Origin of the sequence: Bradyrhizobium sp. WBAH42, from assembly GCF_024585265.1 — a bacterium.
Classification (GTDB): domain Bacteria; phylum Pseudomonadota; class Alphaproteobacteria; order Rhizobiales; family Xanthobacteraceae; genus Bradyrhizobium.
Window position 1 is genome coordinate 2726235 of the sequence record NZ_CP036533.1, and the last position, 26178, is coordinate 2752412.

The following is a 26178-nucleotide window of genomic DNA, read 5'->3' on the forward strand; positions in this document are numbered from 1 at the left end:
TTGATTTACTTGGCGGTTACTTGGTTGGCTCGGTGAGCCATTGGCGAATGATGGCGACGGTTTCGTTGGGATTGCGTTCGGCGAGCTCGCCGACGCGGTGAACTGACTGGGCGTGGACCTGGCCCTGGATGGTGGCGACGTCGATGGCGCTGGCGGCGCCGCTCGGCAGCAGCGGCTGGCTGGCCGGCGCAGCCTCTTCCGAAGCGGCGGGGCCACTCAGCACGCCGGAGATGGCGGCGGCGACTTCGTCCGAGGCGAGAATGCGCTTGACCAGCGGGCGGATCACCAGGAACAGCACGACGAGGCCGAGCAGCATCATCACGCCGAGCTCGACGAAGTACATGACGTCGTCCTTGGTGAACTGCAGCATGCCGAGGAAGCCTGAGGGCTCGCCGATCGGGGCGGTGGAGGGCGCGTCGGCGAAGCGCAGGTTGACGACCTCGACCTGGTCGCCGCGCTTCTGGTCGAAGCCGATCGCCGAGCGTACCAGGGTGGCGATGCGGTCGAGCTGCTCCTTGGTGCGGTCCTGGTAGACGAGCTCGCCCTTGTCGTTCTTGGTGTAGATGCCGTCGACCAGCACCGCGACCGAGATGCGGTTGACGCGGCCGGCCTCGGTCACCTCGGTCTTGGTGGTGCGGGAGATCTCGTAATTGTTGGTCTCTTCGGTCTTCTTGCTCTGGTCCTTGGCCGCGACGCCGTTGTTCTGCTGGTTGCCGGGCAGCTCGTTGTTGACGGTGACCTGGCCGTTGTTGTCGGCGGTCATGCTCTGCTCTTCGCGGGTTTGGCTCGAGCGCAACACGCGGCCTTCGGGGTCGAACTTGTCCGAGGTCTGGGTGACCTTGTTGAAGTCGAAATCGGCGGAGAGCTGCACGCGGGCGCGGCCCGAACCGACCACCGAGGAGACGATGTCCTCGACCTGCTTGCGCATCCGCTTCTCGAAGGAGATGCGGCGTTCGTCGCCGAGCGCCTGCTCCGGATCGGTCTGGGCGCCGTCGGCGAGCAGCTGGCCGGCCTCGTCCACGATCGAGACCCGCTGCGGCTTCAGGCCGTTGACGGCGGAGGCGACGAGGTGGCGGATGGCGCGAATCTGCTGGGCTTCCAGCGCGCCGCGGACGCGCACCACGATCGAGGCCGACGGCTCCGGCGCCTCGCGGGCGAACAGCGGCCGCTCGGGCAGCACGAGGTGGACGCGGGCGGCCTGGATGCGGTCGATGGCGCGGATGGTGCGAGCGAGCTCGCCCTCGAGCGCGCGCAGGTGATTGATGTTCTGGACGAAGGAGGTGGTGCCGAGCGCGTCCGACTTGTCGAACACCTCGTAGCCGACCCCGCCGCCCTTGGGCAGGCCGCCCTCGGCGAGCTTCATCCGCAGCCGCGTGACCTTGTCCTTGGGCACCATGATGATGGAGCCCTCATTGCGGATCTCGAACTGGATCCCCTGGCGTTCCAGGTCCTTGATGATGCTGGAGGAATCTTCGACGGACAGGTCCGTGAACAGCGTCGTCATCTGCGGCGTGGTGACGCGCATGATGACGAAGGCGAAGAAGCCGATGAGCGCAGCGGTGACCGCGATCATCGCCCCGAACCGGGCGGCACCGATACTTTTTAAGAAGTCCCCAAGACCTTGCAAGCAACCGCCCCGACCAATCCGACCCGCAACCGAGCGGCCGACTGGGCAATTATTGCCTAGGTGATGGTTTCGATATGGTTAACGAAGGTTAAGAGGTCGGACAAAAGTGCATCATGAAAAAAATCGGCCTCGCAGGGCGAGGCCGATTTTCGTCAAAAGCCGCAGATTTCCGGATCGCCTACTGGCGATATTGCTGGATGCGGGTGGTGCGAAGACCCGCCAGACCGTGCTGGTCGATGGAAAACTGCCAGGAGAGGAATTCGTCGACCGTCAGGGTATAACGGCTGCAGGCCTCCTCGAGGGAGAGAAGTCCGCCACGGACGGCGGCGACGACTTCGGCCTTGCGGCGGATGACCCAGCGTTTGGTGCCGGGTGCAGGCAGGTCCGCGATCGTCAACGGACTGCCGTCCGGCCCGATGACGTATTTCACCCTCGGGCGATGGGGTTCTGTCATGGCGTACTCACAAACTCTCAACCACTGAACTCACGCCGTAACCGTAACCCCCGCGGCTTAAAAATCCGCTAAGCCTAAGGGTTCAATACAATTCTCGTTGAAACTTGCGGGAACGCGGCCGGCGCGGCGGCCGGCAGACGCAATCTCGGCCGGCTGAGCGGGGCAAAAAGTAAATACTTTACTAACGAACGGGGCCTGCGCGGGACGCTGCAAAGCCCTCAACTGTCATCCCGGGGCGCGCGAAGCGCGAGCTATGATGCGCAATTGCGCATCTGAGGACCCATAACCCCAGGGAGTAGTTTGACGAAGACTCGGGGTTACGACCTCATGCGAAAACAACGTCCTGGGGTTATGGATCCCCGCCCCCGTGCGCAATTGCGCACTAGGCGGGGATGACTTCTCGGATGTGGCTCGCCCGTTCGCCTCAATTGCTGCTCGTCGCAATAATGCTCTTCACCTGGCTCAGCGTGTAGCTGGCGCCGTCGATGGTGAGCAGCGGCGGCGACTGCGTCAGGTCGACCGACGACACCACGCCCTGCACCTGCGCGGCGATGCCGACATTGTTGTTCGCGACGTCCTTGCCCGTGGCCGAGATCGTGTACTTGCCGTCCGGCCATTGCGTGCCGTCATTGCCCATGCCGTTCCAGGTGAAGGGGATGTCGGTGCCGGCGGCGGCGCTATATTTGCCGGTGAACACGGTCTGGCCGCTGGAATTGGCGATGGTGATGTCGACGGTGGAATCGGTCGGCACGTTGAGATGCCAGGTCGCCGACGAGTTCTTCATGGTCGCCGTCGAACCGTCGACCAGCGCGGTCTTGCCGACGAAGCCCAGCGCCTGGGTCGCCTGCGTGGTCTGCTGCAGGGTGACGAGCTGGGCCAGCGCATCGTTGGTCTTGAGCTGCTGCTCGACGCCGGCGAACTGCACCAGCTGCTGGGTGAACTGGTTGGTGTCGAGCGGATCGAGCGGGTTCTGGTTCTGCAGCTGCGTCGTCAGCAGGGTCAGGAAGGTCTGGAAATTGCCGGCGAGCGTCGACCCCGTGGTCGAGCTCATCGACGAATTCGACGAGGATTTCGGAATGTCGGTCGTTCCGGAGACGACCGCGGGCGCAGTGGCGGCATTCGTGGTGGTCATTGCCTGATACTCCTCACACTCTGATATCGACGCCGCTGCTCGATCCGAGCATGCGGCCATAGCCGCGCCCGATGGGCGCTGCGGGAACGCTGTCGTCCTCGCTGACGATCAGGCGGCGGGCATTGCCGCCATTGTCGTTGTTCTGGCCGGAGTTCTGGCCCGATGAATTCTGGTCGCGCAGGCTGAAGGACAGTCCGTTGCTGCCGGTCTTGAAGCCGGCATCGTCGAGCGCGCGCTGCAATTGCGGCGCGTCCTGGCGCAGCATCTGCAGCGTCTCCGGCTTCTCCACGGTGAGATGCGAGGTGACGTTGCCGGCGCGGTCGACGTTGATGCGCACGTCGATGCGGCCGAGCTCGGCCGGGTCGAGGCTGATGTCGAACCGCGACTTGCCGGCGCGAATGGCGGCCGCGATCTCGATCGGGATGCCGCTGACCGGCACCGCCGCATTGTGGGTCGCCGCAGTCGCGGTGAGCGTCGCGGTCGATGCTGTCGCGGCCGAGGTCGTATTGGTCAGCGGCGCCTGCACGGCGGAGGCGGCCTGCGCGCTGGTATCCATCGGAGCGATCGTGGCTTGCGGGCCCGCATGCGCGGGCGGCGTGCCCTGGGCCGGATCGGCAGCGCGATCGGCGGGGCCCGCCTTCGCCTCGGTCGCGACGTTATCGGCCTGCGGCTTCAGGCCTTGCGCATGTGCGGCATTGGCGGCCGGTGCCTGCGCCGTGGCGAGGTTCGCCTTGCCGGTATCCTGGCCGATATTCGAGACGTCGGTCTGGGCCTGCGCCGTGGCGGCGTCCTTGAACGCGGTCTTGGGCGTGCCCTGGCTGACGGCGGCGATCAGTCCGCCACCAGCTTTTGCATCGGTCGAGGTGGTCTCGGTCGTGCCGGCTGCGGCCTCGCCGAGCGTCGTCGTGGTGTCGGCATCGACCTCGGCGCCCGCGGCCTTGGCGCTCTTGTCGCTCGTCGTGGCGGTGTCGGTCTTGGTGCCGGCGATTTGCGCCGCCGTGGAGGCGCTGGCGGCAAGAGCAGCCGCGGCGATCGCCAGCGGCGCGGCGGCGGCATCGACAGCCTGGTTCGCAGCTGTGTTCGGATCGAGCGGGACGACCGGCGCGGCAACGATGATTCCGGGATCGGGCAGGGCGGTCTGCGTCACATCGGGCGGCGCGGCGGCAGCCGCGTCGACCGCGGCTATGACGACCTCGGTGCCGTCGGACGTTTCGCCCTCGGTCTCGTCGGATTTGTCCGCCGATTTGGCGTCTGCCGTCTCGGATTTTTCCTTGACCTTGCCGGCGTCCTTGGCCGGATCGCTGGACGCCTCGGCCCTGTCATTCTCGACCGGTGCAGACGGGTCGGTGTCGTCGCTCGCCTTGCTCTGCGACGACTGGTCCGTGGACGAGCTGTCGCGCGAAGGCCGCTCGGGCGCCGGGGCGGACGAGGTCTGCTCGCTCCGGCGTGGGGTGTCCTGCGCCGGCGCGTTGTTGCTGATGGCCTGCGTGTTGCTGTCGACCAGCGAGCCGAAATCATCGCTTGCCGGCGCGTCCTTCGGGGCTTGCGACCGGGCAGGCTTCTGCTGCGCGCTCTGGATTTGCACGCTTGCCACGACATCTGACATCCGACCGACCACAGGCAACCCCTTGCAAGCAACTTCGGACCAGAGGGAGCAAGGAGTGGGCCAGCCTCCGAAATCGGGTATTTCATCAATATAATCAAGGTTTTGATGATGCAGGGGCAATGCCGGGCGGCTGGCCGCGACCCCGCCATTTCTGCCGCCCCGGCAAGAATTGCCCTAAGCGGGGGGGCCCGCGTGATTGCTTCACCGGAATGCCGCCTATATTAAAGAGGTTACTCTCAGCCGCTTTCGACTTGGGCAGTCGTGCTCTTCGGGAACCAAGGTTCCGGGGGATCGCCGCTGTCCCCCGAGAAAGCACAGCAATCGCGGATCGCGCTTCGCCGCCGTCACAACGCTTCAGGGCCGATGCTCAACAGTCTGGATCTCGAAGGCCGTCCCGAGGACACCAGGGTCGTCGTTGCCATGTCGGGCGGCGTCGATTCCTCGACGACGGCTGCGCTGCTGAAGGCTGAGGGCTACGACGTCGTCGGCATCACGCTGCAGCTCTACGACCATGGCGCGGCCACCCATCGCAAGGGCGCCTGCTGCGCCGGTCAGGACATCCACGACGCCCGCGACGTCGCGGCCAAGCTCGGCATTCCCCATTACGTGCTCGATTACGAGGATCGCTTTCGCGAGTCCGTCATCGACAACTTCGCCGATTCCTACGCGCTCGGCGAGACGCCGGTGCCCTGCATCGAGTGCAACCGCAGCGTCAAATTCCGTGACCTGCTGAAAACCGCCCGCGAGCTCGGCGCCCAGGCGCTCGCCACCGGTCATTACGTCGCCTCGCGCCGTCGGGCCGACGGCTCGCGCGCGCTGGTCTGCGCGGCAGATGCCGACCGCGACCAGAGCTATTTCCTGTTCGCGACGACGCAGGAGCAGCTCGACTTCCTGCGCTTTCCGCTCGGCGACATGACCAAGCCCGAGACGCGCGAGCTCGCGCGCCGCTTCGGGCTTGCGGTCGCGGACAAGCACGACAGCCAGGACATCTGCTTCGTGCCGACCGGCCGCTACACCGACATCATCACGCGCCTGCGCCCCAATGCGATGGACCCCGGCGACATCGTCGATCTCGAGGGCCGCGTGCTCGGCCGGCACCACGGCATCGCCAATTTCACCGTCGGCCAGCGCCGCGGCCTCGGCATCGCCTCCGGCTCGCCGCTGTTCGTGGTGCGGCTGGACGCGGCGACCCGCCGCGTCGTGGTCGGCCCGCGCGATGCGCTGAAGATGCATCGCATCTCCCTGCGCGACGTCAACTGGATCGGCGATGGCGACATCGATTGCGCCATCGGTGCCGGCCTCGAGATGTTCGTGCGCGTACGCTCGACCCGCAGTCCGCAAGCAGCCTGGCTGCGCGGCAGCAATGGCCGCTACGAGGTCGAGCTCGTCGCCGGCGAAGAGGGCGTCTCGCCGGGACAGGCCTGCGTGTTCTACGACGCACCTTCAGGCCAGGCCCGCGTGCTCGGCGGCGGCTTCATCCAGAGCGCCGCGGCCAAGCTCGGTGCGGGCACATCGCGCCCGCTCGCGGAAGCCGTGCGCGGCTGACGGAATGACGATTTTAAGCGCAATTGGTAGGGCCGGGTTCACCTCTCCCCAGCGGGGAGAGGTCGGATTGCGAAGCAATCCGGGTGAGGGGCCGCAACTCCCGTTGAGACTGCAACCCCTCACCCGGATCGCATCTTGCGATGCGATCCGACCTCTCCCTATGGGAGAGGTGAAGTAAGCAAGGGCAGGGGGCATGGCAGCAGACATCTCGCGGGCCGGGGTCGAGAAGGCCTATGGCCGCTGGGCGCCGGTCTATGATCTCGTGTTCGGCAAGGTGTTCGACGCCGGCCGGCAATCGACCATCGCGGAAGCCGATCGCATCGGCGGCCGCGTCCTCGACGTCGGCGTCGGCACGGGTCTTTCGCTGTCCGACTACGCGCGCACCACGAAGGTCTGCGGCGTCGACATCTCCGAGCCGATGCTGCGCAAGGCGCAGGCGCGCGTCCGCGCGCTTCGTCTGTCCAACGTCGAGGTGCTCTCGGTGATGGATGCGAAGAACCTCGCCTTCCCCGACAATTTCTTCGACGCGGTGGTGGCGCAATATGTCATCACCGCCGTGCCCGATCCCGAAGGCACGCTCGACGAGTTCGTGCGCGTGCTCAAGTCGGGCGGCGAGCTGATCCTGGTCAACCACATCGGTGCGGAGAGCGGCCCTCGCAAGCTGTTCGAGCTCGCCTTCGCGCCCATCGCCCGCCGCCTCGGCTGGCGCCCGGAATTCCCGTGGGCCCGCCTCGAGGGCTGGGCCACAAGGCACGGCGGCGTCGCGCTCACCGAGCGCCGGCCCATGCCGCCGATGGGCCATTTCTCGCTGATCCGCTACCGCAAGACCTAACTGCGAGAGCCCGGCACGCCGCCAAGACGGCAGTGCGCTCCCTCCCCCGCGAGCGGGGGAGGGTTGGGGAGAGGGCTCTCTCCGAGCGCGATATCTCGCCAGTCATCCCGTCATTGCGAGCGCAGCGAAGCAATCCAGACTGTCTCTGCGGAGGGATTCTGGATTGCTTCGCTGCGCTCGCAATGACAGGGCAGGAAACCGGAGAGGGGGCCCGATCACATCGCACTCCGCGCCGGGAACAGCCCGCCCTGCCTGCGCGTTTCCGTCCCATGCGCACGACAAACCTCATCCTTGCGGGCCTCCTGATCGCCGCCTCCGGCAGCGCGATCGCGCAGGCCCCGCCTCCGCCGGGGCGCGGTTCCTACGTCGGTGCTCGAGGCACAGGTGGACAAGGCTGCTCCCGGCGGATCGGCCCGGACGGCCAGTCTACATCCGAAGGCCGCCACGAACCCCACAAGGGTACAGGGTGGGCAAAGCGCAGCGTGCCCACGCTCCTGTGGCTGTTTCGGACAGGTGGTGGGCACGGCGCAAGTGCGCCTTTGCCCACCCTACGGCACCGCTGCTCGGATGTGTACGGTGCGCTGTGGAGCCGAGGCCATGTCGTAGCGGGCCACGTCGCTCCTGGGTCCCGGCTCTGCGCTGCAACGCTGGCGCGTTGCAGCTTGTCCGGGACAAAAGAGCCTTAAATGCGTGGTGCCCCGTCAGGTCCGATACCACGCCGCCAGGTTCCACGTAATGGTGTCCCAGCCGGAGATATCGATCATCAAATTGTTGGCGCCGGCGTTGACGACGTGGCGCGAGAGCAGGGGCAGGAACACGTGGGCCTCGCAGAAGATCTCGTCGACCTTCATCAGCAGCGCGGCGCGCTTGACCGGATCGAGCTCGTTCTGCGCGGCCTTGTAGGCCTTGTCGGCTTCGGGATCGGAATAGCGCGAATTGTTGCGGCCGAGCCATTTGTTGTCCTTGGTGGCGATCTCCCAGGACACGCACTGGTTCAGCAAGCGCTCCGGATCGGGCTGCGGCTGCGTCGTGTTGTACATCTCCATGTCGGCATAGAATTTCGAGTACGTGTCGGGATTGCCGACATCGGAGGAGAAGAACACGGAGGCGGTGACCGCCTTGATCTCGATGTCGATGCCGGCCTTCTGGCACGCCTGCTTGATGATGGCCTGCGTCTTCTGGCGCGGGGCATTGGTCGAGGTCTGGAACACGTATTTGAGCTTCTTGCCCTCCTTCTCGCGGATGCCGTCCGCGCCCCTGGTCCAGCCGGCCTCGTCGAGGATCTTGTTGGCCTTGTCGATGTCGAACTCATATTTCAGCTTCGCCGACTTGAACTGCTTGGGCGCGTTGACGAAGCTCGCGGTCGCGATCGCGGCGCGTCCATAGATGAACTTCTGGATCGAATCGCGGTCGATCAGAAGATTGATCGCGCGGCGAACGGCGGGATCGGACAGCGTCGGGTGCTTGGTCTTGACGTTCGAACGCTCGCCGTCGAGCTCGGTCCAGGGGTCCGTCGTGTTGAGGATGATGAACTCGACATTGCCGGACGGCACGATGTCGAGCTTGCCCTTGCCGCCCGCCTCCATGCGCTTGAGGACCTCCTCCTCCACCTGCATGTTCCAGGCAAAGTCGTATTCGCCGGTCTGCAGCACGGCGCGCGCCGCAGACACCGCGTCGCCGCCGCCCTTGATCTCGACCGTGTCGAAATGCGGCTGGTTCTTGATGTGGTAGTCGGGATTGCGTTCGGCGCGGATCATGTCGCCCGGCTTGAACTCGACGAATTTGTACGGGCCGGTGCCGACCGGCTTCAGATTGCCCGGCGCTTCGCGCGACTTGGCGCCGACATAGTCGCCGAAATGATGCTTTGGCAGGATCATCCCGACCGAGCCGACGAACGGATCGGCCCAGAACGGCGTCGGCGCCCGGAAGATCACCTTGACGGAGTGGTCGTCGATCTTCTCGACCTTGATGTCCTTGTAGGAGCCCGTGGTGTAGGCCGCGGTGGCGAGATCCGCGGCGTATTGCCAGGTGAAGACGACGTCGTCGGCGGTGAAGGGCTTGCCGTCATGCCAGGTCACGCCCCGCTTCAGCTTCCAGATCACGCTCATGCCGTCGGCTGCAAGGCCGCCGTTCGCCTTGGTCGGAGCCTCGGCGGCGAGGCAGGGGATGAGGTTGCCCTCCTTGTCCCAGCCGGCGAGCGGCTCGAAGAAGATGCGCGAGGCGATCTGGTCCTTGGTGCCGAGCGCGAAATGCGGATTGAGCAAAGTGGGCGCCTGCCACAGCAGCATCTTGAGCGTGCCGCCGCCGCCGGCCTTGGCTGGCTTGTACGGCAGCGTGGCGTCGGCCATCGCCACGTCGTGCCAGACCAGGATCTGGCTCGCGATTGGCGCTGCCATTCCGACCGCGGCCATTGTCCTGATGAACGAGCGCCGCGACAGCGTGCCTTGTTTCACCTCCGCGACCAGATTGCGAATTTCGTTCTCGTTCATCGGGATCCCCACCTCGTCGCCACCGGCTCAGTGCGCGCTAACTCAGCACGTCGGGCGTGGTGGAGTCAAAGAGAAGGGCGCAGGCCCAGGTGCGCATGGAACGAAAGTGTAATCCGGGAATCTGCCACAAGCGGCAGTGGCCCCGGATCGCGCTGGACGACGTGCGCGCACTTTGTCGCACTCTGCATTCGTTTCCCGTTTGCGGCCGAATGGAGAAAGGCTGGCCTCGACCCGCGGCCAATATGGATTTCCATTTCATTGATTTCGCACCGCAGAAAAGGGAATACGGTTCCGTTGCCGCAAGACCCATGGAGACCACGATGTCGTTTCGCCTTCCCCTGATTCTCTCCGCCGTGCTGGCCGCATGGTCCGCCGCAGCCGCGGCCGAGACCGTCAAGATCGGCGTGACGCCGGGGCCGCATGCGCAGATCCTCGAAGCCGTGAAGCCGATCGCCGCCAAGCAGGGCCTCGACATCCAGCTGCTCGAGTTCTCCGATTACGTGGTGCCGAACGCCGCGCTCGATGCCGGCGAGATCCAGGCCAATTCGTTTCAGAACCAGCCTTACCTGGACAACCAGAAGGCCGATCGCGGCTACAAGATCGAAGCCGTCGGCCTGACCGTGAACTTCCCGATCGGCGTCTATTCGAAGAAGCACAAGGCTTTCGCCGATATCCCCGAGGGCGGCAAGGTCTCGATCCCGAACGATCCGACCAATGGCGGCCGCGTGCTGCTGCTGCTGCGCGACAAGGGCGTGATCAAGCTGAAGGACGGCACGGGCTTCAAGCCGACGGTGCTCGACATCACCGAGAATCCCAAGAAGCTGAAGTTCATCGAGGTCGATGCGGCGCAGGCCCCGCGCGCGCTCGACGACGTCGACGCCGCCGCGATCAACACCAATTATGCAACCCAGGCGGGCCTCGATCCGGTCAAGGATCCGATCCTGCGCGAGGACCCGAAGGGACCCTATGTCAACCTGATCGCGGTGCGCAGCGCCGACAAGGACAAGCCCTGGGTCAAGATCCTCGTGGACAGCTACCACACGCCTGAGGTCAAGGAGTTCGTCCTGACCAAGTTCAAGGGCGCGGTGCTGCCGAGCTGGTAGGCAGACTGCCCGCCCAGAGTCCAGGCAAGGGCGATCCGGCGGGCAGCCTTGCGCAGGAGCCTTGCGTATGAGCCTTGCGCAGAAATCTTGCGTATGTGCCCTGCGCAATGCCCGCTTGTCTGGAGCTGCGGCAACCGACATCATCGGGGCCCATCCTCGCCCGACAGGGATCGTATGAAACGCTTTGCCAACCTGAAACGCCTGGGCTTCTTCACGCGGCTGCTCGACGAGGCGCCGGCGGCGGACCGCTATCGCTTCGCCGCCGAGCAGATCGTCCGCGCCGAGCAGGCCGGGCTCGATTCCGCATGGATCGCGCAGCATCATTTCCATGAGCGCGAGGGTGGCCTGCCGTCGCCGTTCACGTTCCTCGGTTACGTCGCCGCCCAGACCTCGCGGATCCGCCTCGGCACCGGCATCGTCACCCTGCCGCTGGAGAACGCGGTGCGGGTGGCGGAGGATGCCGCGGTGCTCGATCTCCTCTGCAACGGCCGCTTCGAGCTCGGCGTCGGCACCGGCGGCAACCCGTCGGCCTTCGCCGCCTTCGGCCTCGACAGCGCCCAGCGCAACGAGATCTTTGCCCGCAATCTGGAGATCGTCCGCAAGGCCCTGACCGGCAAGCCGCTCGACGGCGGCGACACGCTCTATCCGCAACGGCCGCAACTGGACAAGCGCATCTGGCAGGCGACGTTCTCCGTCGCCGGCGGCGCCCGGGCCGGCAAGGCGGGTGACGGCCTCCTGCTGTCGCGCACCCAGCCACGCGCCAAGGACGCGCCGAACGCGACGCTCGCCGAGATCCAGAACCCGATCATCGACGCCTATCTCGCCGCGCTGCCGCCGGGCTGCGAGCCGCGCATCATGGCCTCGCGCAGCGTCTTCGTCGCCGACGACCATCGCGAGGCGCTGCGCCTCGCCGACATCGGGCTGCGCCGCGCACTGCCGCAATTCATGAAAGGCGGACACCTTCCCCCGGGCGAGACGCTGGAGGAGATGATCACCGCGTTCGACACCCATGTCGGAGACGCCGATCACGTCATCGCCTCGCTCCGTACCGACGCCACGCTGGAGCGGGTGACCGATCTCGTCTTCCAGGTGCATTCGGTCGATGCGCCGCATCCTTACGTCCTGCGCTCGATCGAGCTCGTCGCCGACAAGGTCGCGCCGGCGCTGGGCTGGACCCGGACGGCCGCCAAGGACGTTGCCCTCGCAGGCTAGCCGGAATGAATGGAATCGCGTTGCACGAGGCTGAATGATGGCACCGAAGGATATCATCGACACGCTCGCCGGGATCGAGCCCGGCTCCACCCTGGATGCCATCCGCGCGCGCCGCCTGCAGGCGCGCGAGAATGCGCAGAAGAGCTATCTCTCGCTGTTCGAGCCGATCGACGCCGGCGATTTCTCGCTGGCCGAACGCGCCGCGGTCGCAGCCTTCGTGACCGGGCTGCATGGCGAATCCCCCGTCGCCGCCTTCTATCGCGACAAGCTTGCCGCGACTGCGGATGGCGCGCCGCTGTCTGACGCGATCAAGGCCGAGATCGAGCGCGGCAAGACCTCGGGCCCATACGGCGCCTATCCGGCCGGCCCGCTGTCGATCGAGAACAAGGCCGGCTTGGTCTATCGCGTCGGCGCGGAGCGCAAGCCTGTTCTCGGCGCCCGGCTGATCGCGGCGCTTGAGCACGCGCATCTCCTGGTGTTCCACCCGCGCGATTCCGCATCCGCCGACATGAAGGCGCTGCTGGCCGCCGGCTGGTCGAACACCGGCATCGTCACGTTCTCGCAGCTCGTTGCGTTCCTGTCGTTCCAGGTGCGCGTCGTCAGCGGCTTGCGCACGCTCGCCGCGGCAAGCGCCTAGGAGGCCCAATCATGAGCACAGTCAATCCGCCCGTCGTCTTCACCCAGGACGAGCTCGGCTGGGTCTCGTGGATCGACCCGCTGCCCGAGGCCGAGCTGACCGAGCGGCACTATGCCGGCCTCGTCGACCGCGCCCGCGCCAAGTCGGAATACTTTCGTCTCTTGGTGCGCGATCCCGAAGTGCTGGAGGCCCGCACCAAGACCGACAAGGACATCTTCTACAACGTCGCCGACGGCCTGCCGCGCGCCGAGCGCGAGCTCGCGGCGGCCGCCACCTCGCGCTACAACGGCTGCATCTATTGCGCCTCGGTGCATGCGCGCTTCGCCAGCACCTATTCCAAGCGCCGCGACGACGTGCAGAGCCTGCTCGACGAAGGCGTCAACGCCGATCTCGGCGAGCGCTGGAATGCGGTGGTCAAGGCCTCGGTGGCGCTGGCGGCCACGCCGATCGCCTTCGGGCCCGATAATATCGCGGAGCTGCGCCGCGCCGGTCTCGACGACGCCGAGATCGTCGATGTCATCAACGGCGCCTCGTTCTTCAACTGGGCAAACCGGCTGATGCTGTCGCTCGGCGGGCCCTCGAAATAGGCAATCTCACCGGCACGAGAATTGCTGCCGTATCAACTAAAAACTATCAACTGAAATGGATGGAGCCGTGCATGAGCAACATCGATCGTCGTACCCTGGTCAAAGGCTCGCTCGCCGCCATGATGGCGGGCGCGGCCTTCTCGCGCAGCACCTTTGCGCAATCCGCCGAGCCGATCCTGCTCGGCGTCAGCGGCCCCCTCACGGGACCGAACGCGCAATATGGTGCGCAGTGGAAGCAGGGTTTTGATCTCGCGCTCGACGAGATTCACGCCGCCGGCGGCATCAACGGCCGCAAGCTCGCCTACCAGTTCGAGGACAGCCAGAGCGATCCGCGCCAGTCGGTGGCGATCGCCCAGAAGTTCGTCTCCGATCCCCGCATCGTCATGGAGCTCGGCGATTTCTCCAGCCCCGCCTCGATGGCGGCCTCGCCGATCTATCAGCGCGGCGGCCTCGTGCAGTTCGGCTTCACCAATTCGCACCCCGACTTCACCAAGGGCGGCGACTTCATGTGGAGCACGTCGGTGAGCCAGGCCGACGAGCAGCCGCTGCTGGCGTCCTACGCCGTCAGGCGGCTCGGCCTGAAGAAGCTTGCGGTGCTGCACCTCAACACCGATTGGGGCCGTACCAGCCGCGACCATTTCGTCAAGGCGGCCAAGGAATACGGCGCCGAGATCGCGGTCACCGAGGGCTACATCGCCGAGGAGCGCGACTTCCGCTCCACCCTGGTGCGCGTGCGCGACGCCAGCCCGGACGGGCTGATCCTGATCTCCTATTATTCCGACGGTGCGCTGATCGCGCGCCAGGCCCGCCAGGTCGGCCTGAAGCAGACGATCTGCGCCGCAAGCTCGGTGTACTCGCCGAAATTCCTGGAGCTCGGCGGCGAGGCCGTCGAGGACGTCCATCTCGGCACGCGCTATTTCCCGCAAGATCCGCGGCCCGAGGTGAGGAAGTTCATCGACGGCTTCAAGGCCAAGTACAACGGGCAGGAGCCCGACGCCTTCAACGCCTATTCCTACGACGCGATGAACATGGCCGCTGCCGTGGTGAAGATCGGCGGCACCGACCGCCGCGCCATCCGCGATGCCTTCGCCAAGGTGAAGGACGTCTCCAGCGTCATCTTCGGAAAGGCGACGTTCGACGTCGAGAGCCGCCGCGTCAAAGGCGCCATGAACGCCGAGCTCGTCGTGCGCAAGGGCCAGTTCTTGCTGTGGGACGGCAAGCCGACCTGACCTGATGGCCGGAGCGCACCGCTCCGGCCGCTTCATCCCTCATTAGGAACGCTGCGTGTCCTCCTGGTTTGACTACACGATCAACGGGCTGATCATCGGCAATGTCTACGCCCTGGTCGCGGTCGGGCTGGCGCTCATCTTCGGCGTCAGCCGTCTCATCAACTTCGCGCAAGGCTCGATCTATCTGGTCGGCGCCTATATCGGCTGGGTCGCGGTGGTGCAGCTGCATACGCCGCTGCCGCTCACCATCATCGTGGTGGCGGCGGCCGCCGCGCTGGTCGGGCTGATCATCGAGCGGTTCGGCCTGCGGCCGCTGCAGAACTCGGTGCGCATCGCGCCGCTGCTCGCGACCATCGGCATCAGCTTCGTGCTCGATCAATTGGTGATGCTGACCTTCTCGCCCAATCCGCGCGCGCTGCCGAGCCAGCTGCCCGACGTGCGCTTCCAGCTCGGCGGCGGCACGATCGGGCCGCTCGATCTGCTCATCGCCGGCGTCGGCATCACCAGCGCGCTCTTGCTGTTCGTGTTCCTGCGCTACAGCAAGCTCGGCTGGGCCGTGCGCGCGGCGTCGCAGGACCGCGACGCCGCGATGCAGATGGGCGTCGACGTCAACCGCGTCAATCAGGCCGTCTTCGGCATCGCGGCGGCGCTGGGCGGCGTCTCCGGCATGCTGGTCGGGATGTACTATAACCAGATCGACACCGCGATGAGCCTGCAGGCGACGCTGAAGGGCGTCGTTGCCGAAGTGGTCGGCGGCGCCGGTAACGTGCCCGGCGCGGTGATCGGCAGCTTGCTGCTGGGCCTCGTCGAGAGCTACGGCGTTGCCGTGTTCGGCACCAGCTATCGCAACCTGTTCGCCTTCCTGCTGCTGGTCGTCGTCCTGGTGCTGCGGCCGAACGGCCTGTTCGTCAGCCCCCGGCAGGCACCGCCCGAGCCGCTCACCGGCACCTTCATCGCGCCGAGCCGCCCGTTGCGTATTCCGCGCTGGGCGTTGGCCGTTGCAGCGGCGATCTTCGCGGTGCTGCCGCTGTTCCCGGTGTCCTTCTACGTGCTCCAGACCCTGATCAATGCCTGGCTGCTCGGCATGCTCGCGCTCAGCCTCACGCTGGTTGCGGGCACCATGGGCCAGGTCTCGCTCGGGCATGCCGCGCTGCTCGCGATCGGCGCCTACACGTCGGCGTTGCTGTCGCTGACCCTCAACGTCCCGGCCGGCCTCGCCATCATCGGCGGCGGCCTGATGAGCGCTGCGCTCGGCACGCTCTTGATCTCGCCGTCCTTTCGCCTGCGCGGGCATTATGTGTCGATCGCGACGCTCGCGATCGGCGAGATCGTGTCGCTGGTGATCCTGAACTGGGAGAGCGTCACGCGCGGCCCGATCGGCATCTCCGGCATCCCGCCGCTGACGCTGTTCGGCTATGACCTGATCAGCCCATCGTCCATCTACTGGTTCAGTTTTGCCGTGATGGTCGTGCTGGCGCTGCTGCAAGGACGCCTGCTCACCTCGCATCTCGGCCGCAGCTTTCGCGCCATCCGCGACGACGATATCGCCGCGCGCGCCTACGGCCTCAGCCTGAACCGCTACAAGTCGCTCGCCTTCATCTTCGGCGGCTTCGCCGCCGGCGTCAGCGGCGGCATCGCCGCGCATCTTTATTCCTACATCAACCACGAGACCTTCAACACGCAGCAATCGATCCTGGCGCTGACGGTCGTCATCCTCGGCGGCCTCGGCAACGTCGTCGGCGCCATCGTCGGGTCGGTCGCGCTGGTCGGCTTGCCCGAGGTGTTCCGGATCGCGGCGGAGTATCGCATCCTGATCTACGGCATCGTGCTGCTGCTGCTCGTGCGGTTCAGGCCGCAGGGCCTGCTGGGGACGATCTGATGGCGCAGCAGCTTCACCCCATGCTGTCCCTGCGCGGCCTGACGCGCCGTTTCGGCGGCCTCACAGCGGTCGACGCCATCGACCTCGATCTCGCCAAGGGCGAGCTGATCAGCATCATCGGCCCGAACGGCGCCGGGAAGACGACGCTGTTCAATCTCGTGACCGGGCTGGACCGGCCCGACGACGGCACCGTGAGCTTCGAAGGCCAGGACATCACCGGCCTGTCGCCGGAGCGGCTCGCGGCCGAGGGCATCGCGCGCACCTTCCAGCTCGGCCGCGTGTTCGGCAATCTCAGCGTCATGGACAACGTCCTGATCGGCGCACACACGCGGCTGCGCGCGGTCAAGCCTGCCGTGCCGGTGATCGGTCCGCTGCTGGAGTTGGGTCTGGCCTTGCTGCGTCCTTCCAGCGTCAAGGCGGAGGAAGAGCGGCTGCGCGAAGAGGTGAAAGCCATTCTCGCCCGTTTCGGCGAGCGGCTGCTGCCGCGCATCGACCAGCCCGCCTATAGCCTCTCCTACGCCAACCGCCGCCGGATCGAGATCGCCCGCGCACTCGCGCTGAAGCCGCGGCTCCTTCTGCTCGACGAGCCCACTGCCGGCATGAACCCGACCGAGACCGCGGAGATGCAGTCGCTCGTCGCCGAATTGAAAGCCGAAGGGCTGACCATCCTCCTGATCGAGCACAAGCTGGAGATGGTGATGCGCCTGTCCGACCGCGTCATCGTCATGGACGAGGGCAAGAAGATCGCGGAAGGACCGGGCGAACAGGTGCGAACCGATCCCAAGGTGATCGAGGCCTATCTCGGCCACGGGCTATCTGGGACGACCGAGCAGGAGAGCGCGGCATGACGAACTCTGCTCCCGAAGCACTGCTGGCTTTGTCGAACGTCAACACCTTCTACGGCCAGGCCCAGGTGCATTTCGACCTGTCGATCACGGTCGCGCGCGGCCACATCGTCTGCCTGCTCGGCGGCAACGCGAGCGGCAAGTCGACCACGATGAAGATCATCCTGGGCCTGGTAAAGCCGCGCTCGGGCGAGGTGACGTTCGATGGCGCCTCGCTGATCGGGCTTTCCACGCCGCAGATCGTCCGCCGCGGCATTGCCTCGGTGCCGGAGGCGCGGCGGCTGTTCGCCGACATGAGCGTGCGCGAGAACATCCTGATGGGCGCCTTCGTGCGCAACGATCGCGACGCCATTGCGCAGGATCTCGACAGGATGCTGACGCTGTTCCCGAAGCTCGGCCAGCGGCTGTCGCAGCGCGCCGGCTCGCTCTCCGGCGGCGAGCAGCAGATGGTGGCGATGGCGCGCGCGCTGATGAGCCGTCCCCGCATGATCGTGATGGACGAGCCGACCATGGGCCTGTCGCCGCTCTACGTCGACCGCGTGCTGGAGCTGATCCGCACCATCAACCAGGAGGGCGTCTCTGTCTTCATGGTCGAGCAGAACGCCAGCCTCGCGCTCGAGATCGCGCACGAGGCCTATGTGCTGCAGACCGGCAAGATCGTGCTGTCAGGCCCCGCGCGCGCGCTGAAGGACGATCCCCGCATCCGCGACGCCTATCTCGGCGGCTCCGAGGCGGCGTAGGCGTCTCAACCTCTCCCCTACGCAGGCACGGCCATCGCAAATGACGCAGCGGCCCGCGCGCACGCCTCGTCCTTCGAGACGGCGCTTACGCGCCTCCTCAGGATGAGGCTCATCAGCATCAGTGCGTGTGTTGCCGCGCACTCCGCCCTCATCCTGAGGAGCCCGCCTCAAGCGGGCGTCTCGAAGGATGGCCGCAGGGAAGAATTCTAAAATGCTATAGCCCTGCGCAAGGCGGGAGCGCATCTCAGTCGTGGTAACATCAAGCCGACGCCGCGCTCGCGACCTGCTCCACCGGCTGATCATCTCCGTTGGGATCGCCCGGCGCGGTTGCCCAGGCGAGCTCCACCAGCGTCACGATCCGGCGTCCGCCGCCGTCGAGCTGGACGACGATCAGGCCCTGCTCCTCCATGTAACCGAGCAGGCGTTGCGCGCGGCGCAGCGAGTGCGAGCCGTAGGCGCGGGCGATCGCGGCATCGCCGGGGCAGGGCCAGCCTTCCTTCGCCGCGCGCGCGATCATCATGAACACACCCTGCATGTCGTCAGGCAGGATCGAGGCGCGCAGCGACACCTCCTGCCAGGCGTCGTCTTCGGTGAGATCCGCCCCCAGCCCGGCGCGCGCATGCGTCAGCATGCGCCGGAATTCGTTGAGATCAGGGACTGCCGCCCCTAAGCCCTCGATGCGGCAGCGGACCACGAACTCCTGATAGAGCACGCCGATCGCGCGGAAGCCGGCATCGGGCTCGGCCAGCACGGCACGCAGCGTACGATCCACGCGCTCGCGCCGCTCGGCGAGCTCTTCGGCGCTGATGGGAGCCTCGACCGCCTCTGGCCGAATCTCCGGCACGGCGGCGGCCTTCGCCGCGCGAAGCTGCTCGAGCAGATCCGGCGCCGGCCGTCGCTGCGGCCGGCTGGCATCGGGCGGTGGTGCGGCGAGGATCACCGCGCGGGCGTCTTCAAGCGTGGCCTCCGGCAGCGGCATCAGCCGTGGCGTCGAATTGCGCGGGCTCGTCTCGGTCGGGCCGATGTTGAGACGCAGCGGCCGGCGCGACAGCGCAGGTCCGAGCGCCATGAACTGGCCGCGCTCGAGATCGCGGAAGGCTTCGGCCTGCCGCCGCTCCATGCCGAGCAGGTCGGCGGCGCGCGCCATGTCGATGTCGAGGAAGGTGCGGCCCATCAGGAAGTTCGAGGCTTCCGCCGCGACGTTCTTGGCGAGCTTGGCGAGGCGCTGGGTCGCGATGATGCCGGCAAGCCCGCGCTTGCGGCCGCGGCACATCAGATTGGTCATGGCGCCGAGCGAGAGTTTTCGGGCTTCGTCCGAGACTTCGCTCGCCACCGCCGGCGCAAACAGCTGGGCCTCGTCGACAACGACCAGCATCGGGTACCAATGATCGCGGTCGACGTCGAACATTCCGCCGAGGAAGGCAGCTGCGCGTCGCATCTGGTTCTCGGCATCGAGGCCTTCGAGATTGAGCACGGTGGAGACACGATGTAGCCGTGCGCGTTCGCCCGCGACCTGAAGGCCGCGCTCGGTGTGGTCCTCGGCCTCGATCACCAGATGGCCGAAGCGCTCGGCCAGCGTGACGAAATCGCCCTCGGGATCGATGATGGCCTGCTGCACCCACGGCGCGCTCTGTTCCAGCAGCCGCCGCAGCAGATGCGACTTGCCGGAGCCCGAATTGCCCTGCACCAGGAGACGGGTCGCCAGCAGTTCCTCGAGGTCCATGGCGGCCGCGGCGCCCGCCGTGGTCTGCCCCATCTCGATCGCAACCGTCATGTCCCCGACTCAAGTCCCCGTCATTCGCGGACAGCGGCTTATCAATCCAGCGGTGGCGCGTCGAGCGCTCCAGCGCGAATCAGGCGGTGTTGCCCACGTCAAAACCGGAAAGCATTCACTGTGAGCGGCAGGAACCCGGTGCCGAACGGCGTCGGTTCGCCGACGATGGGGCCGCATCGGCGATCGCTCGGCCCGAAATGACGCAGATCAAGATCAGCGGGGCCGAGACCTGCTATCTGGCCGTATGACGTTTCTGACCTTCTTCACGGCGACCTATTTCCTGCTGGCGGTGCCGGGGCCGACCAACACCCTGCTCGCGACATCGGGGGCCGGAGCCGGCATCTCGCGATCCCTTCATCTGCTCGCGGCGGAGCTGTGCGGTTATCTGCTGGCGATCGCGGTGCTGCGGCTGGCGCTCGGTCCGGTCATCAGCGACATCCCGATTGCAGCGCTGGTGCTCCGCGTCGCCGTGACGATCTACATCCTGTGCCTCGCGGCCATGCTCTGGCGCGTCAACACGCGCGAGCTGCGCGACGGTGCTGCGGTGACGTTCGGTCAGGTGCTGCTGACGACCCTGTTGAACCCGAAAGCATTGGTCTTCGCGTTCCTGCTCCTGCCGCTTGGGGCCGGCCCGCTCGAACTGGTGCCGTGGCTCGGCGTGATCGCGCTTCAGATTCTCACCGCCGGCGCCGCATGGATCATTCTGGGCGCAACGCTCGGACGCGGCGCGCGTCGCCTCGGGCGCCCTGACCTCGTCACGCGCACCGGCGCGGTCACGCTGGTCGCGGTGACCGGCCTGATCTGGCTGCAATCGTTCCTGATCGCCTGAGCGCCGACGTCGCTTGAAGCGGCGCTACTGCGCGCCGGAGCCGCCCTGCACGATCTTCTCGTTCAGCTTCTGGTCCACGGTGTCGACGGTGCGGTCGATCTCGGCGTTGGGCACGCCGAGCTGGTGCGAGATCAGCTTCACCAGGAGGTCGACGCGCTCGATGAAGGGCGCGCCGCTCGCGACCGCGCGCGCGGCCGATGACGGCTTGAGCAAGCTCTCCGCGGCCTTGGCATATTTCGCGAACGGCACCTGGTCCTGCGGATCGGCGCCGAGGCGGCGGGCGATCGCGTCGACATGGTCGTAGATCGTCTGCGAGCGCTTGAGATCGCCGTGCACCGCATCGCGGATCGACTGCGGCTCGTTCGGCGTGATGCAGCGGTAATTGCCGGTGAGCAGCATCGACCATTTCGCCAGCGGCACGAACAGGGAATCGAACACTTTCAGTTTCACCGGCACGTCGTGGCCGTCGAGCGTCACCGCGTCGATGTCGGCCTCCAGCTCGCGCAGCAGCTTGTTGTGCTTCTCGTCGGCGAAGACCGACGCCTTGAAATTGGTGGGCAGGCCGACATGCAGCACGTTGGCGGCTTCTTCCGGCGGACGGAAGGCCTGCGGGTCGGGCGAGCACAGCGTCACCAGCCCCGGCTCGAACCGCTCCCACACCTGCGCATTGGTGTAGGCCTCCTCGAGATCCATGTCGGCGAGTGCCGGAATCCGCTTCAGATAGGGCAAGGGCGGCATGTTCATGATCGACAGGCACGGCAGCTTCGCCGCGGCGATCTTGATCATGAGGACGCGCACCGTGTGGTTGGTGTATTGCGGCTCCTGCATCGCGAGGCCGACCAGATCGTAGCGGGAGAGGTCGACATTGGCCGGCGTCACCGCATCGAGCTTGCCGGGGAGGTTGCGGGAGAAGATCGCCCGGTGCACCGCCTCGTCACGCAACTTGATGCGGACCTCGGTACCGTCGCGGTTGATCAGCTCCGCCGTCTTGGCGCGGCAGACCAGGGTCACGTTGTGCCCGGCCATCAGCAGCTTCGTGCCCAGCAGGGAGCCGTAAGAAGCCCCGAGAATCAATATGTTGCGCGCCATGCTCCGTCCCTTTGGCAATGTGTGTGATTTTTCGGCCCCGGCCGTCATCCGCGGGGCGCCTTGGGGGGCATGTAAAGCGAACTGCGGAAGGATGGCAACTGGGATAATGCATACAAGGCGAGGCCGGGCTCCCGCCGCGCTCGCCGTCCCGCCCTTGTCCCGGACTGCGCGCCAACGCGCCTGCGCGATCGCTCCTGTTTCGCCCGCCGTCAAGCTGGTAAGGCAAAAATATTCCTCTTTACCGAAATTCGGAAATATCGTATGTCTCACCCATCCCGGCTCACCTTGAGGGGCGATCGCGTCGTCGTCTTGTTCGCGAGCCGGGCTTGCGGTGGACGCGGCAGCGTCGGGCGCGAGAGGTGCGGGCAGGGAGGGTAGTCCCCGGTGAGCCCGCGGCCGCGCGCGGACGAACGGCGCTGCTAGGTTTCGTCTCGTCTGTAAGTTTCCGGCTCTGTCGACGGAGCTCGGGAAAACTGCGGCGAAATGGCGGGCCGCGCGTACGGCAAAACCGTGTGGTCCTGGCCGTCGTTGCTACGGTCAAGCCTTGGCGAATGTGACATTGGTGTCAACCGGCGTCGTGTTAGCGACTTTCGCGAAGGTGAGGGAGGCCAGAAGGAATTCGGCTCCCGGGAGAGCGCGGCATAAGCCGTCCGGCCATCGCGCAGGGAAGGCCGAGTGCTTGGCTACACCTGTATGCTGCTGTGCGGTTCTTTCTGCGTGTGCTTTTCGCGCAGCGGACCGCGGGTGCCAGTCGGCACCCGGTCTTCCCTGCGCCCTCTTGCCTATGAGGGCGGCGAGACCAAGCAAAGCTCGGGCGAAATGCGCCGCGAGGCTGTGAAGGCGTGTCTGCGTTCAAAATGCCAGGTGGAAGAGCGAAGCTGCACCCACATACTCCGTCATTGCGAGGAGCCCTTGCGACGAAGCAATCCAGAATCTCTCCGCCGAAAGACTCTGGATTGCTTCGCTTCGCTCGCAATGACGATGTTGATGGAGCGCATGCCGCTCCTTGGCGGCCGATCCGCTGCGCCTCAGCCCTGGCTCGCCACGCGGTCGCGGTCGAGATGCTGCTCGATCTTGGGACGGTCACGCGTGCGCTCGAAGCTGGTGCAGAGCAGCTCGGTCTCCTCGAGCGAGATCGGAGCACGATAGAGCCGGCACATGAACTCGGCGTTTCCACGTCCCTTGCCGGTGCCCGGGCCGCGCTCTGCGAGAAACATGCAGTCCCGGCAGATGCTCGCTTCGAGCCGCTGATGGGCCGCATCGAGGTGATTGAGGATCTCGCGGAGAGAGTCGCGCAGCTTGATGCACTCGTCGGTCCCGAGCGCTGTCACCGCGTTCACCACGTGATTGATCGGATCGTGCTGGCTCAGGCATTTCTCGCCCTGGGACGTGACATTCAGGACGACGGAACGCTTGTCCTCGTGCGACGGCTTTCGCACCAGGAACGACTTGCTCTCCAGAGTCTTCACGATCTGCGATGCAGTCGCTCGTGTGGCGCCGATGAAGCCGGCCAGTGCGGACGGCGTGCGCGAAAACCTGTTGGCGCGCCCGAGAAAGCGCAGCGCCATCCACTCCCGATCGCGCAATCCATGCTGATTGCCCTCGAAATACCAAGCCCTCGCCGCCTGAACCAGCAGCTCGACGGCTTCCCGCGCCAATGGCATGAATCTACCTCGTCCCCGGAACTTCGTCTGCGGCGTCCCGAAGCCGCTTTGCGCCCTGAGTGTCAGACGAGCATGTCGGATCGAACTCTTGCACAAAGGCACGGATCGCAACGCGCTCGACCTGGGCGGATGAGCGTCGCATCGTCCGGAGCGAGAAGCCGTATCGCTGATGGCATGCCGACAGCGTCGTCGTCGCGCGGGAGCTCGGGTTGCCGTCGCCGGCGAACGGTGGACCGGAATAGCTCAACCGAAGCCCCCAAAAGTTCAAGTCACAAGCAGACGTTTCTTCTACTCAACCAAAACGATGGATGAGCTTCTCAACAAAATCAAGTAGAGACCCTCTCGCAGACTGGATGTCGTTGCAGGCGAATGTAACGTTCAAGACAATTTCACTTCCAGGGACACATGATAGTGAACGCAATACGCTGCCCCGCGCGCAACATGCACGCAACTATACGACGGTTTGATTGCACGGCACGTTGTTGTCTGGCGTTGATGCAAATTGATCGAAGCTTGTGCATCACGACCGTGTTTGGCGGCACGTCATCCACAACTTGTGCGTTCTGCCGAGGAATCGTCGAGGGAACTCGTTGGAATTACACGTGACGGTTGTTCCCGCACTGCTTGCAGATCGACCCTTCGATTGCTTGCATCGCGTTTGCGGGCTTGTGCTCACCTGAACGGGTGAATTCGCTCAAGAGAAAAATCGGCGACCGGTGTGCATGCGCATGCGCTGGAAGCGTAGCGACATGCGCAATCTCCTGTCGAAAACCACGGCCACGGCGCGCGGCAGGCGCCTCGCCCTCTCAATCCGTCAGTCGCCCTTGAGCATGTCCCGAAGCTCGCGGAACGGATCGGCGCTCGGCGGGGCCGACGCGCCTTGCCGCATCGCGCTGTAGATTCGCGGGACCATCTCGACCGCCTGGTCGAGACTCGAATCACGTCCCGGCTGATAGCCGCCCATCAGGCGAAGGTCGCGCGTATCCTCGTATTTCGCGATCATGGCGCGCAGCTTGCTCACCAATTCGCGCTCCTCCGGGTCCCAGACGTTGTGGGCGAGGCGGGAGACCGAGGCCAGAACGTCGACTGCCGGATAGCGCGCCTGGTCTGCGATGTGCCTGGAGAGCACGATGTGCCCATCGAGCGTGCTGCGGATGGTGTCGGCGATGGGTTCGTTGTGATCGTCGCCGTCGACCAGCACGGAGAAGATCCCGGTGATGGTGCCGGATCCCTCCTCGCCCGGGCCGGCGCGCTCGAGCAGGCGCGGCAGATCGGTGAAGACCGTCGGCGCGTAGCCGCGCGCCACCGCGGGCTCGCCGGCGGCGAGCGCGACCTCGCGAGCGGCGTGGGCGAAGCGGGTGATCGAATCCACCATCAGCAGGACCGATTCGCCGCGGTCGCGGAAATATTCGGCGACCGCCATCGCCGTCTTCGGCGCCAGCCGCCGCATCATCGGGCTTTCGTCGCCCGTCGACACGATTGTGACGGCGCGGTGACGGTCGTTGCCCAGCACGTCCTCGATGAACTCGCGCACTTCGCGGCCGCGCTCGCCGACCAGGGCCAGCACGACGGTGTCGAAGCCCTGGCTGCGGGCGAGCATCGCGAGCAGCGTCGATTTGCCGACACCCGAGCCGGCAAAGATGCCGACGCGCTGGCCGGCGCAGATCGGCGCGAACAGGTCGATGACGCGCACGCCGGTGCGCAGCGGCTTGTGCACGCGTGCGCGCTTCATGGCCGACGGCGCTTCGGTCTCGGCCGAGACCGCCTGCGACCCTTGCGTGAGAGGCCCCAGTCCGTCCAGCGGCGCGCCGAGGGCGTTGATGACGCGGCCCTTCCAGCTCGGATCGGGCGCAAAGGACAGAGGCGGCATGCGGGAGGCGACCGAGCCGAGCCCGCCTGCGAACTGCCGGTCGAACGGCTTGGCAATGATGCCGTCGCTGTCGATCCGCACCACCTCGCCGATCTGGCGCTTGCCGCCGCAATCGACGCCGATGAGCTCGCCGAGCCTGACGAAGCGCGACAGGCCGGAGACGCGGAAATGCGTCGGCGCGATCTCGGAGATCGCGCCGCTGACGCTTGCCAGGGGAGTGCTCTGCTGAAGCTCCAGCAGCGCCCCCTCGAGTTGCCGAAGAGCGTTCAAGGAAACCGTCCAACCTTATTGCGCACGCGGCACACTCTACTTGCCGGGTTCGCCGAGCGTCCGGATCGCGTTCTGCAGCGAGCTCTCGGTGCCCTCGATCATCGAGTTGGTGCCGTCGAAGGCGCGCGAGGCCGCGATCAGCTTGGTCAATTCCATCATCGGATTGGCGCCGGAGCCCTCGACATAGCCCTGCTTGAAGCCGTCGCGGGAGAAGTCCGCGATGGCGGTCGCGGGCCGGTCCGGCGTCACGCCGGAATTGCCGTAGCGTTCGAGATTGGCGTCGGCCGGGATGCTGAACAGGCCGATGGTGCCGATCTCGTTGTTGTCCTGGATGATCGCGCCGCTGCGCGCGATCGAGATCGGTCCGCCGTTCGGGTCGAGCGTGATCTGCGCGCCGCCGGAATCGACGACCGGAAAGCCGCTCACGGTCTGAAGATCGCCGTTGGGGGCGATCTGGAGCCTTCCGTCGCGCGTGTAGACCGTGCCGTTCGGACCGGCGAAGGCGATCCAGCCCTGGCCGACCACGGCGACGTCGAGCGGGTTGCCGCTCTCGGTGATGTTGCCCATCTCACGCGAGATGATGTTGTCGCCGGGCGAGGAGAACGCCACCGGCGTCGGGCCCGCCTTGGACAGCACGGTCTCGAACTTCACCACGTCGGTGCGGAACGCCGCCGTGTTGACGTTGGCGACGTTGTTGGCGATCGTCTGCAGGCGCTTTTCGAGGGCGACCTGCGCCGACAATCCCACATAGAGAGCCGATTGCAT

21 protein-coding genes are annotated in these 26178 nt (G+C 66.1%); 11 read left to right on the forward strand and 10 right to left on the reverse strand.

Annotated features, from left to right (window positions below; all coding sequences use genetic code 11):
* Nucleotides 1-16: 16 nt before the first annotated feature.
* From fliF to DCG74_RS12775, 4 genes are all read right to left on the reverse strand, one after another.
* On the reverse strand, nucleotides 17-1627 hold the full coding sequence (gene fliF, locus DCG74_RS12760; RefSeq protein ID WP_172784661.1) for a flagellar basal-body MS-ring/collar protein FliF: 1611 nt from the start codon (nucleotides 1625-1627) through the stop codon (nucleotides 17-19).
* Nucleotides 1628-1805: 178 nt separating this feature from the next.
* Complete coding sequence (locus tag DCG74_RS12765) at nucleotides 1806-2081, reverse strand: DUF1153 domain-containing protein (RefSeq protein ID WP_002714638.1); 276 nt, start codon at nucleotides 2079-2081, stop codon at nucleotides 1806-1808.
* Between the two features lie 424 nt (nucleotides 2082-2505).
* A complete protein-coding gene (locus tag DCG74_RS12770) occupies nucleotides 2506-3213 on the reverse strand; it encodes a flagellar hook assembly protein FlgD (protein ID WP_172784660.1) in 708 nt (235 codons plus the stop codon).
* A 13-nt stretch (nucleotides 3214-3226) separates the two neighbouring features.
* Nucleotides 3227-4807: a flagellar hook-length control protein FliK gene (locus DCG74_RS12775; RefSeq protein WP_306558275.1), complete on the reverse strand. Its 1581-nt coding sequence runs from the start codon at nucleotides 4805-4807 to the stop codon at nucleotides 3227-3229.
* A 375-nt stretch (nucleotides 4808-5182) separates the two neighbouring features.
* Here DCG74_RS12775 and mnmA point away from each other — a divergent pair, with 375 nt between their 5' ends.
* Nucleotides 5183-6364 carry a tRNA 2-thiouridine(34) synthase MnmA gene (mnmA, locus tag DCG74_RS12780; RefSeq protein WP_172784658.1) on the forward strand — a complete coding sequence of 394 codons (1182 nt, stop codon included), beginning with the start codon at nucleotides 5183-5185 and terminating at the stop codon, nucleotides 6362-6364.
* A gap of 193 nt (nucleotides 6365-6557) precedes the next feature.
* The gene (locus tag DCG74_RS12785) at nucleotides 6558-7196 is read left to right on the forward strand and encodes a class I SAM-dependent methyltransferase (protein ID WP_172784657.1); all 639 of its coding nucleotides are present in this window, start codon (nucleotides 6558-6560) and stop codon (nucleotides 7194-7196) included.
* A gap of 701 nt (nucleotides 7197-7897) precedes the next feature.
* Here the strand turns inward: DCG74_RS12785 and DCG74_RS12790 are convergent.
* On the reverse strand, nucleotides 7898-9685 hold the full coding sequence (locus DCG74_RS12790) for a peptide ABC transporter substrate-binding protein (RefSeq protein ID WP_172786984.1): 1788 nt from the start codon (nucleotides 9683-9685) through the stop codon (nucleotides 7898-7900).
* A gap of 308 nt (nucleotides 9686-9993) precedes the next feature.
* Between DCG74_RS12790 and DCG74_RS12795 the strand changes: the two genes are divergently transcribed.
* The 8 genes from DCG74_RS12795 to DCG74_RS12830 all read left to right on the forward strand — a co-directional run bounded on the left by DCG74_RS12795 (nucleotide 9994) and on the right by DCG74_RS12830 (nucleotide 17917).
* Nucleotides 9994-10788, forward strand: a complete 795-nt coding sequence (locus tag DCG74_RS12795) for a MetQ/NlpA family ABC transporter substrate-binding protein (protein WP_172786983.1) — start codon at nucleotides 9994-9996, stop codon at nucleotides 10786-10788.
* A 174-nt stretch (nucleotides 10789-10962) separates the two neighbouring features.
* A complete protein-coding gene (locus DCG74_RS12800) occupies nucleotides 10963-12000 on the forward strand; it encodes a putative FMN-dependent luciferase-like monooxygenase (RefSeq protein ID WP_172786982.1) in 1038 nt (345 codons plus the stop codon).
* A 37-nt stretch (nucleotides 12001-12037) separates the two neighbouring features.
* A complete protein-coding gene (locus DCG74_RS12805; protein WP_172786998.1) occupies nucleotides 12038-12637 on the forward strand; it encodes a CMD domain protein in 600 nt (199 codons plus the stop codon).
* 11 nt (nucleotides 12638-12648) lie between these two features.
* Complete coding sequence (locus DCG74_RS12810; RefSeq protein WP_172786981.1) at nucleotides 12649-13224, forward strand: alkylhydroperoxidase domain protein; 576 nt, start codon at nucleotides 12649-12651, stop codon at nucleotides 13222-13224.
* A 71-nt stretch (nucleotides 13225-13295) separates the two neighbouring features.
* Nucleotides 13296-14453 (forward strand): ABC transporter substrate-binding protein, encoded by a 1158-nt coding sequence (locus DCG74_RS12815; protein WP_172786980.1) that lies wholly within the window; start codon nucleotides 13296-13298, stop codon nucleotides 14451-14453.
* Nucleotides 14454-14508: 55 nt separating this feature from the next.
* Complete coding sequence (locus DCG74_RS12820; protein ID WP_172786979.1) at nucleotides 14509-16332, forward strand: ABC transporter permease; 1824 nt, start codon at nucleotides 14509-14511, stop codon at nucleotides 16330-16332.
* Nucleotides 16332-17180 (forward strand): ABC transporter ATP-binding protein, encoded by an 849-nt coding sequence (locus DCG74_RS12825; RefSeq protein ID WP_172786978.1) that lies wholly within the window; start codon nucleotides 16332-16334, stop codon nucleotides 17178-17180. The genes DCG74_RS12820 and DCG74_RS12825 overlap by 1 nt, the downstream gene beginning before the upstream one ends.
* Entirely contained in the window at nucleotides 17177-17917 is a 741-nt protein-coding gene (locus DCG74_RS12830) for an ABC transporter ATP-binding protein (protein ID WP_172786977.1), read from the forward strand. Before DCG74_RS12825 ends, DCG74_RS12830 begins: the two co-directional genes overlap by 4 nt.
* A gap of 259 nt (nucleotides 17918-18176) precedes the next feature.
* Here the strand turns inward: DCG74_RS12830 and DCG74_RS12835 are convergent, their stop codons facing one another.
* A complete protein-coding gene (locus tag DCG74_RS12835; RefSeq protein ID WP_172786976.1) occupies nucleotides 18177-19691 on the reverse strand; it encodes an ATP-binding protein in 1515 nt (504 codons plus the stop codon).
* Nucleotides 19692-19935: 244 nt separating this feature from the next.
* Here DCG74_RS12835 and DCG74_RS12840 point away from each other — a divergent pair, with 244 nt between their 5' ends.
* Complete coding sequence (locus DCG74_RS12840) at nucleotides 19936-20520, forward strand: LysE family translocator (protein WP_172786975.1); 585 nt, start codon at nucleotides 19936-19938, stop codon at nucleotides 20518-20520.
* Nucleotides 20521-20544: 24 nt separating this feature from the next.
* On the opposite strand, the gene DCG74_RS12845 is transcribed toward DCG74_RS12840, so the two are convergent.
* From DCG74_RS12845 to flgF, 4 genes are all read right to left on the reverse strand, one after another.
* On the reverse strand, nucleotides 20545-21609 hold the full coding sequence (locus DCG74_RS12845; RefSeq protein WP_172786974.1) for a ketopantoate reductase family protein: 1065 nt from the start codon (nucleotides 21607-21609) through the stop codon (nucleotides 20545-20547).
* 1028 nt (nucleotides 21610-22637) lie between these two features.
* Nucleotides 22638-23273, reverse strand: a complete 636-nt coding sequence (locus DCG74_RS12850; RefSeq protein WP_172786973.1) for a MarR family winged helix-turn-helix transcriptional regulator — start codon at nucleotides 23271-23273, stop codon at nucleotides 22638-22640.
* An 814-nt stretch (nucleotides 23274-24087) separates the two neighbouring features.
* The gene (gene fliI, locus DCG74_RS12855; RefSeq protein ID WP_172786972.1) at nucleotides 24088-25413 is read right to left on the reverse strand and encodes a flagellar protein export ATPase FliI; all 1326 of its coding nucleotides are present in this window, start codon (nucleotides 25411-25413) and stop codon (nucleotides 24088-24090) included.
* 36 nt (nucleotides 25414-25449) lie between these two features.
* A complete protein-coding gene (gene flgF, locus DCG74_RS12860; protein WP_172786971.1) occupies nucleotides 25450-26178 on the reverse strand; it encodes a flagellar basal-body rod protein FlgF in 729 nt (242 codons plus the stop codon).

Coding starts and splice junctions, on each gene's coding strand:
- DCG74_RS12765 (WP_002714638.1), bottom strand. CDS start 2,081: ATGACAGAACCCCATCGCCCGAGGGTGAAATACGTCATCGGGCCGGAC.
- DCG74_RS12770 (WP_172784660.1), bottom strand. CDS start 3,213: ATGACCACCACGAATGCCGCCACTGCGCCCGCGGTCGTCTCCGGAACG.
- mnmA (WP_172784658.1), top strand. CDS start 5,183: ATGCTCAACAGTCTGGATCTCGAAGGCCGTCCCGAGGACACCAGGGTC.
- DCG74_RS12785 (WP_172784657.1), top strand. CDS start 6,558: ATGGCAGCAGACATCTCGCGGGCCGGGGTCGAGAAGGCCTATGGCCGC.
- DCG74_RS12790 (WP_172786984.1), bottom strand. CDS start 9,685: ATGAACGAGAACGAAATTCGCAATCTGGTCGCGGAGGTGAAACAAGGC.
- DCG74_RS12795 (WP_172786983.1), top strand. CDS start 9,994: ATGGAGACCACGATGTCGTTTCGCCTTCCCCTGATTCTCTCCGCCGTG.
- DCG74_RS12800 (WP_172786982.1), top strand. CDS start 10,963: ATGAAACGCTTTGCCAACCTGAAACGCCTGGGCTTCTTCACGCGGCTG.
- DCG74_RS12805 (WP_172786998.1), top strand. CDS start 12,038: ATGGCACCGAAGGATATCATCGACACGCTCGCCGGGATCGAGCCCGGC.
- DCG74_RS12810 (WP_172786981.1), top strand. CDS start 12,649: ATGAGCACAGTCAATCCGCCCGTCGTCTTCACCCAGGACGAGCTCGGC.
- DCG74_RS12815 (WP_172786980.1), top strand. CDS start 13,296: ATGAGCAACATCGATCGTCGTACCCTGGTCAAAGGCTCGCTCGCCGCC.
- DCG74_RS12825 (WP_172786978.1), top strand. CDS start 16,332: ATGGCGCAGCAGCTTCACCCCATGCTGTCCCTGCGCGGCCTGACGCGC.
- DCG74_RS12830 (WP_172786977.1), top strand. CDS start 17,177: ATGACGAACTCTGCTCCCGAAGCACTGCTGGCTTTGTCGAACGTCAAC.
- DCG74_RS12835 (WP_172786976.1), bottom strand. CDS start 19,691: ATGACGGTTGCGATCGAGATGGGGCAGACCACGGCGGGCGCCGCGGCC.
- DCG74_RS12840 (WP_172786975.1), top strand. CDS start 19,936: ATGACGTTTCTGACCTTCTTCACGGCGACCTATTTCCTGCTGGCGGTG.
- DCG74_RS12845 (WP_172786974.1), bottom strand. CDS start 21,609: ATGGCGCGCAACATATTGATTCTCGGGGCTTCTTACGGCTCCCTGCTG.
- DCG74_RS12850 (WP_172786973.1), bottom strand. CDS start 23,273: ATGCCATTGGCGCGGGAAGCCGTCGAGCTGCTGGTTCAGGCGGCGAGG.
- flgF (WP_172786971.1), bottom strand. CDS start 26,178: ATGCAATCGGCTCTCTATGTGGGATTGTCGGCGCAGGTCGCCCTCGAA.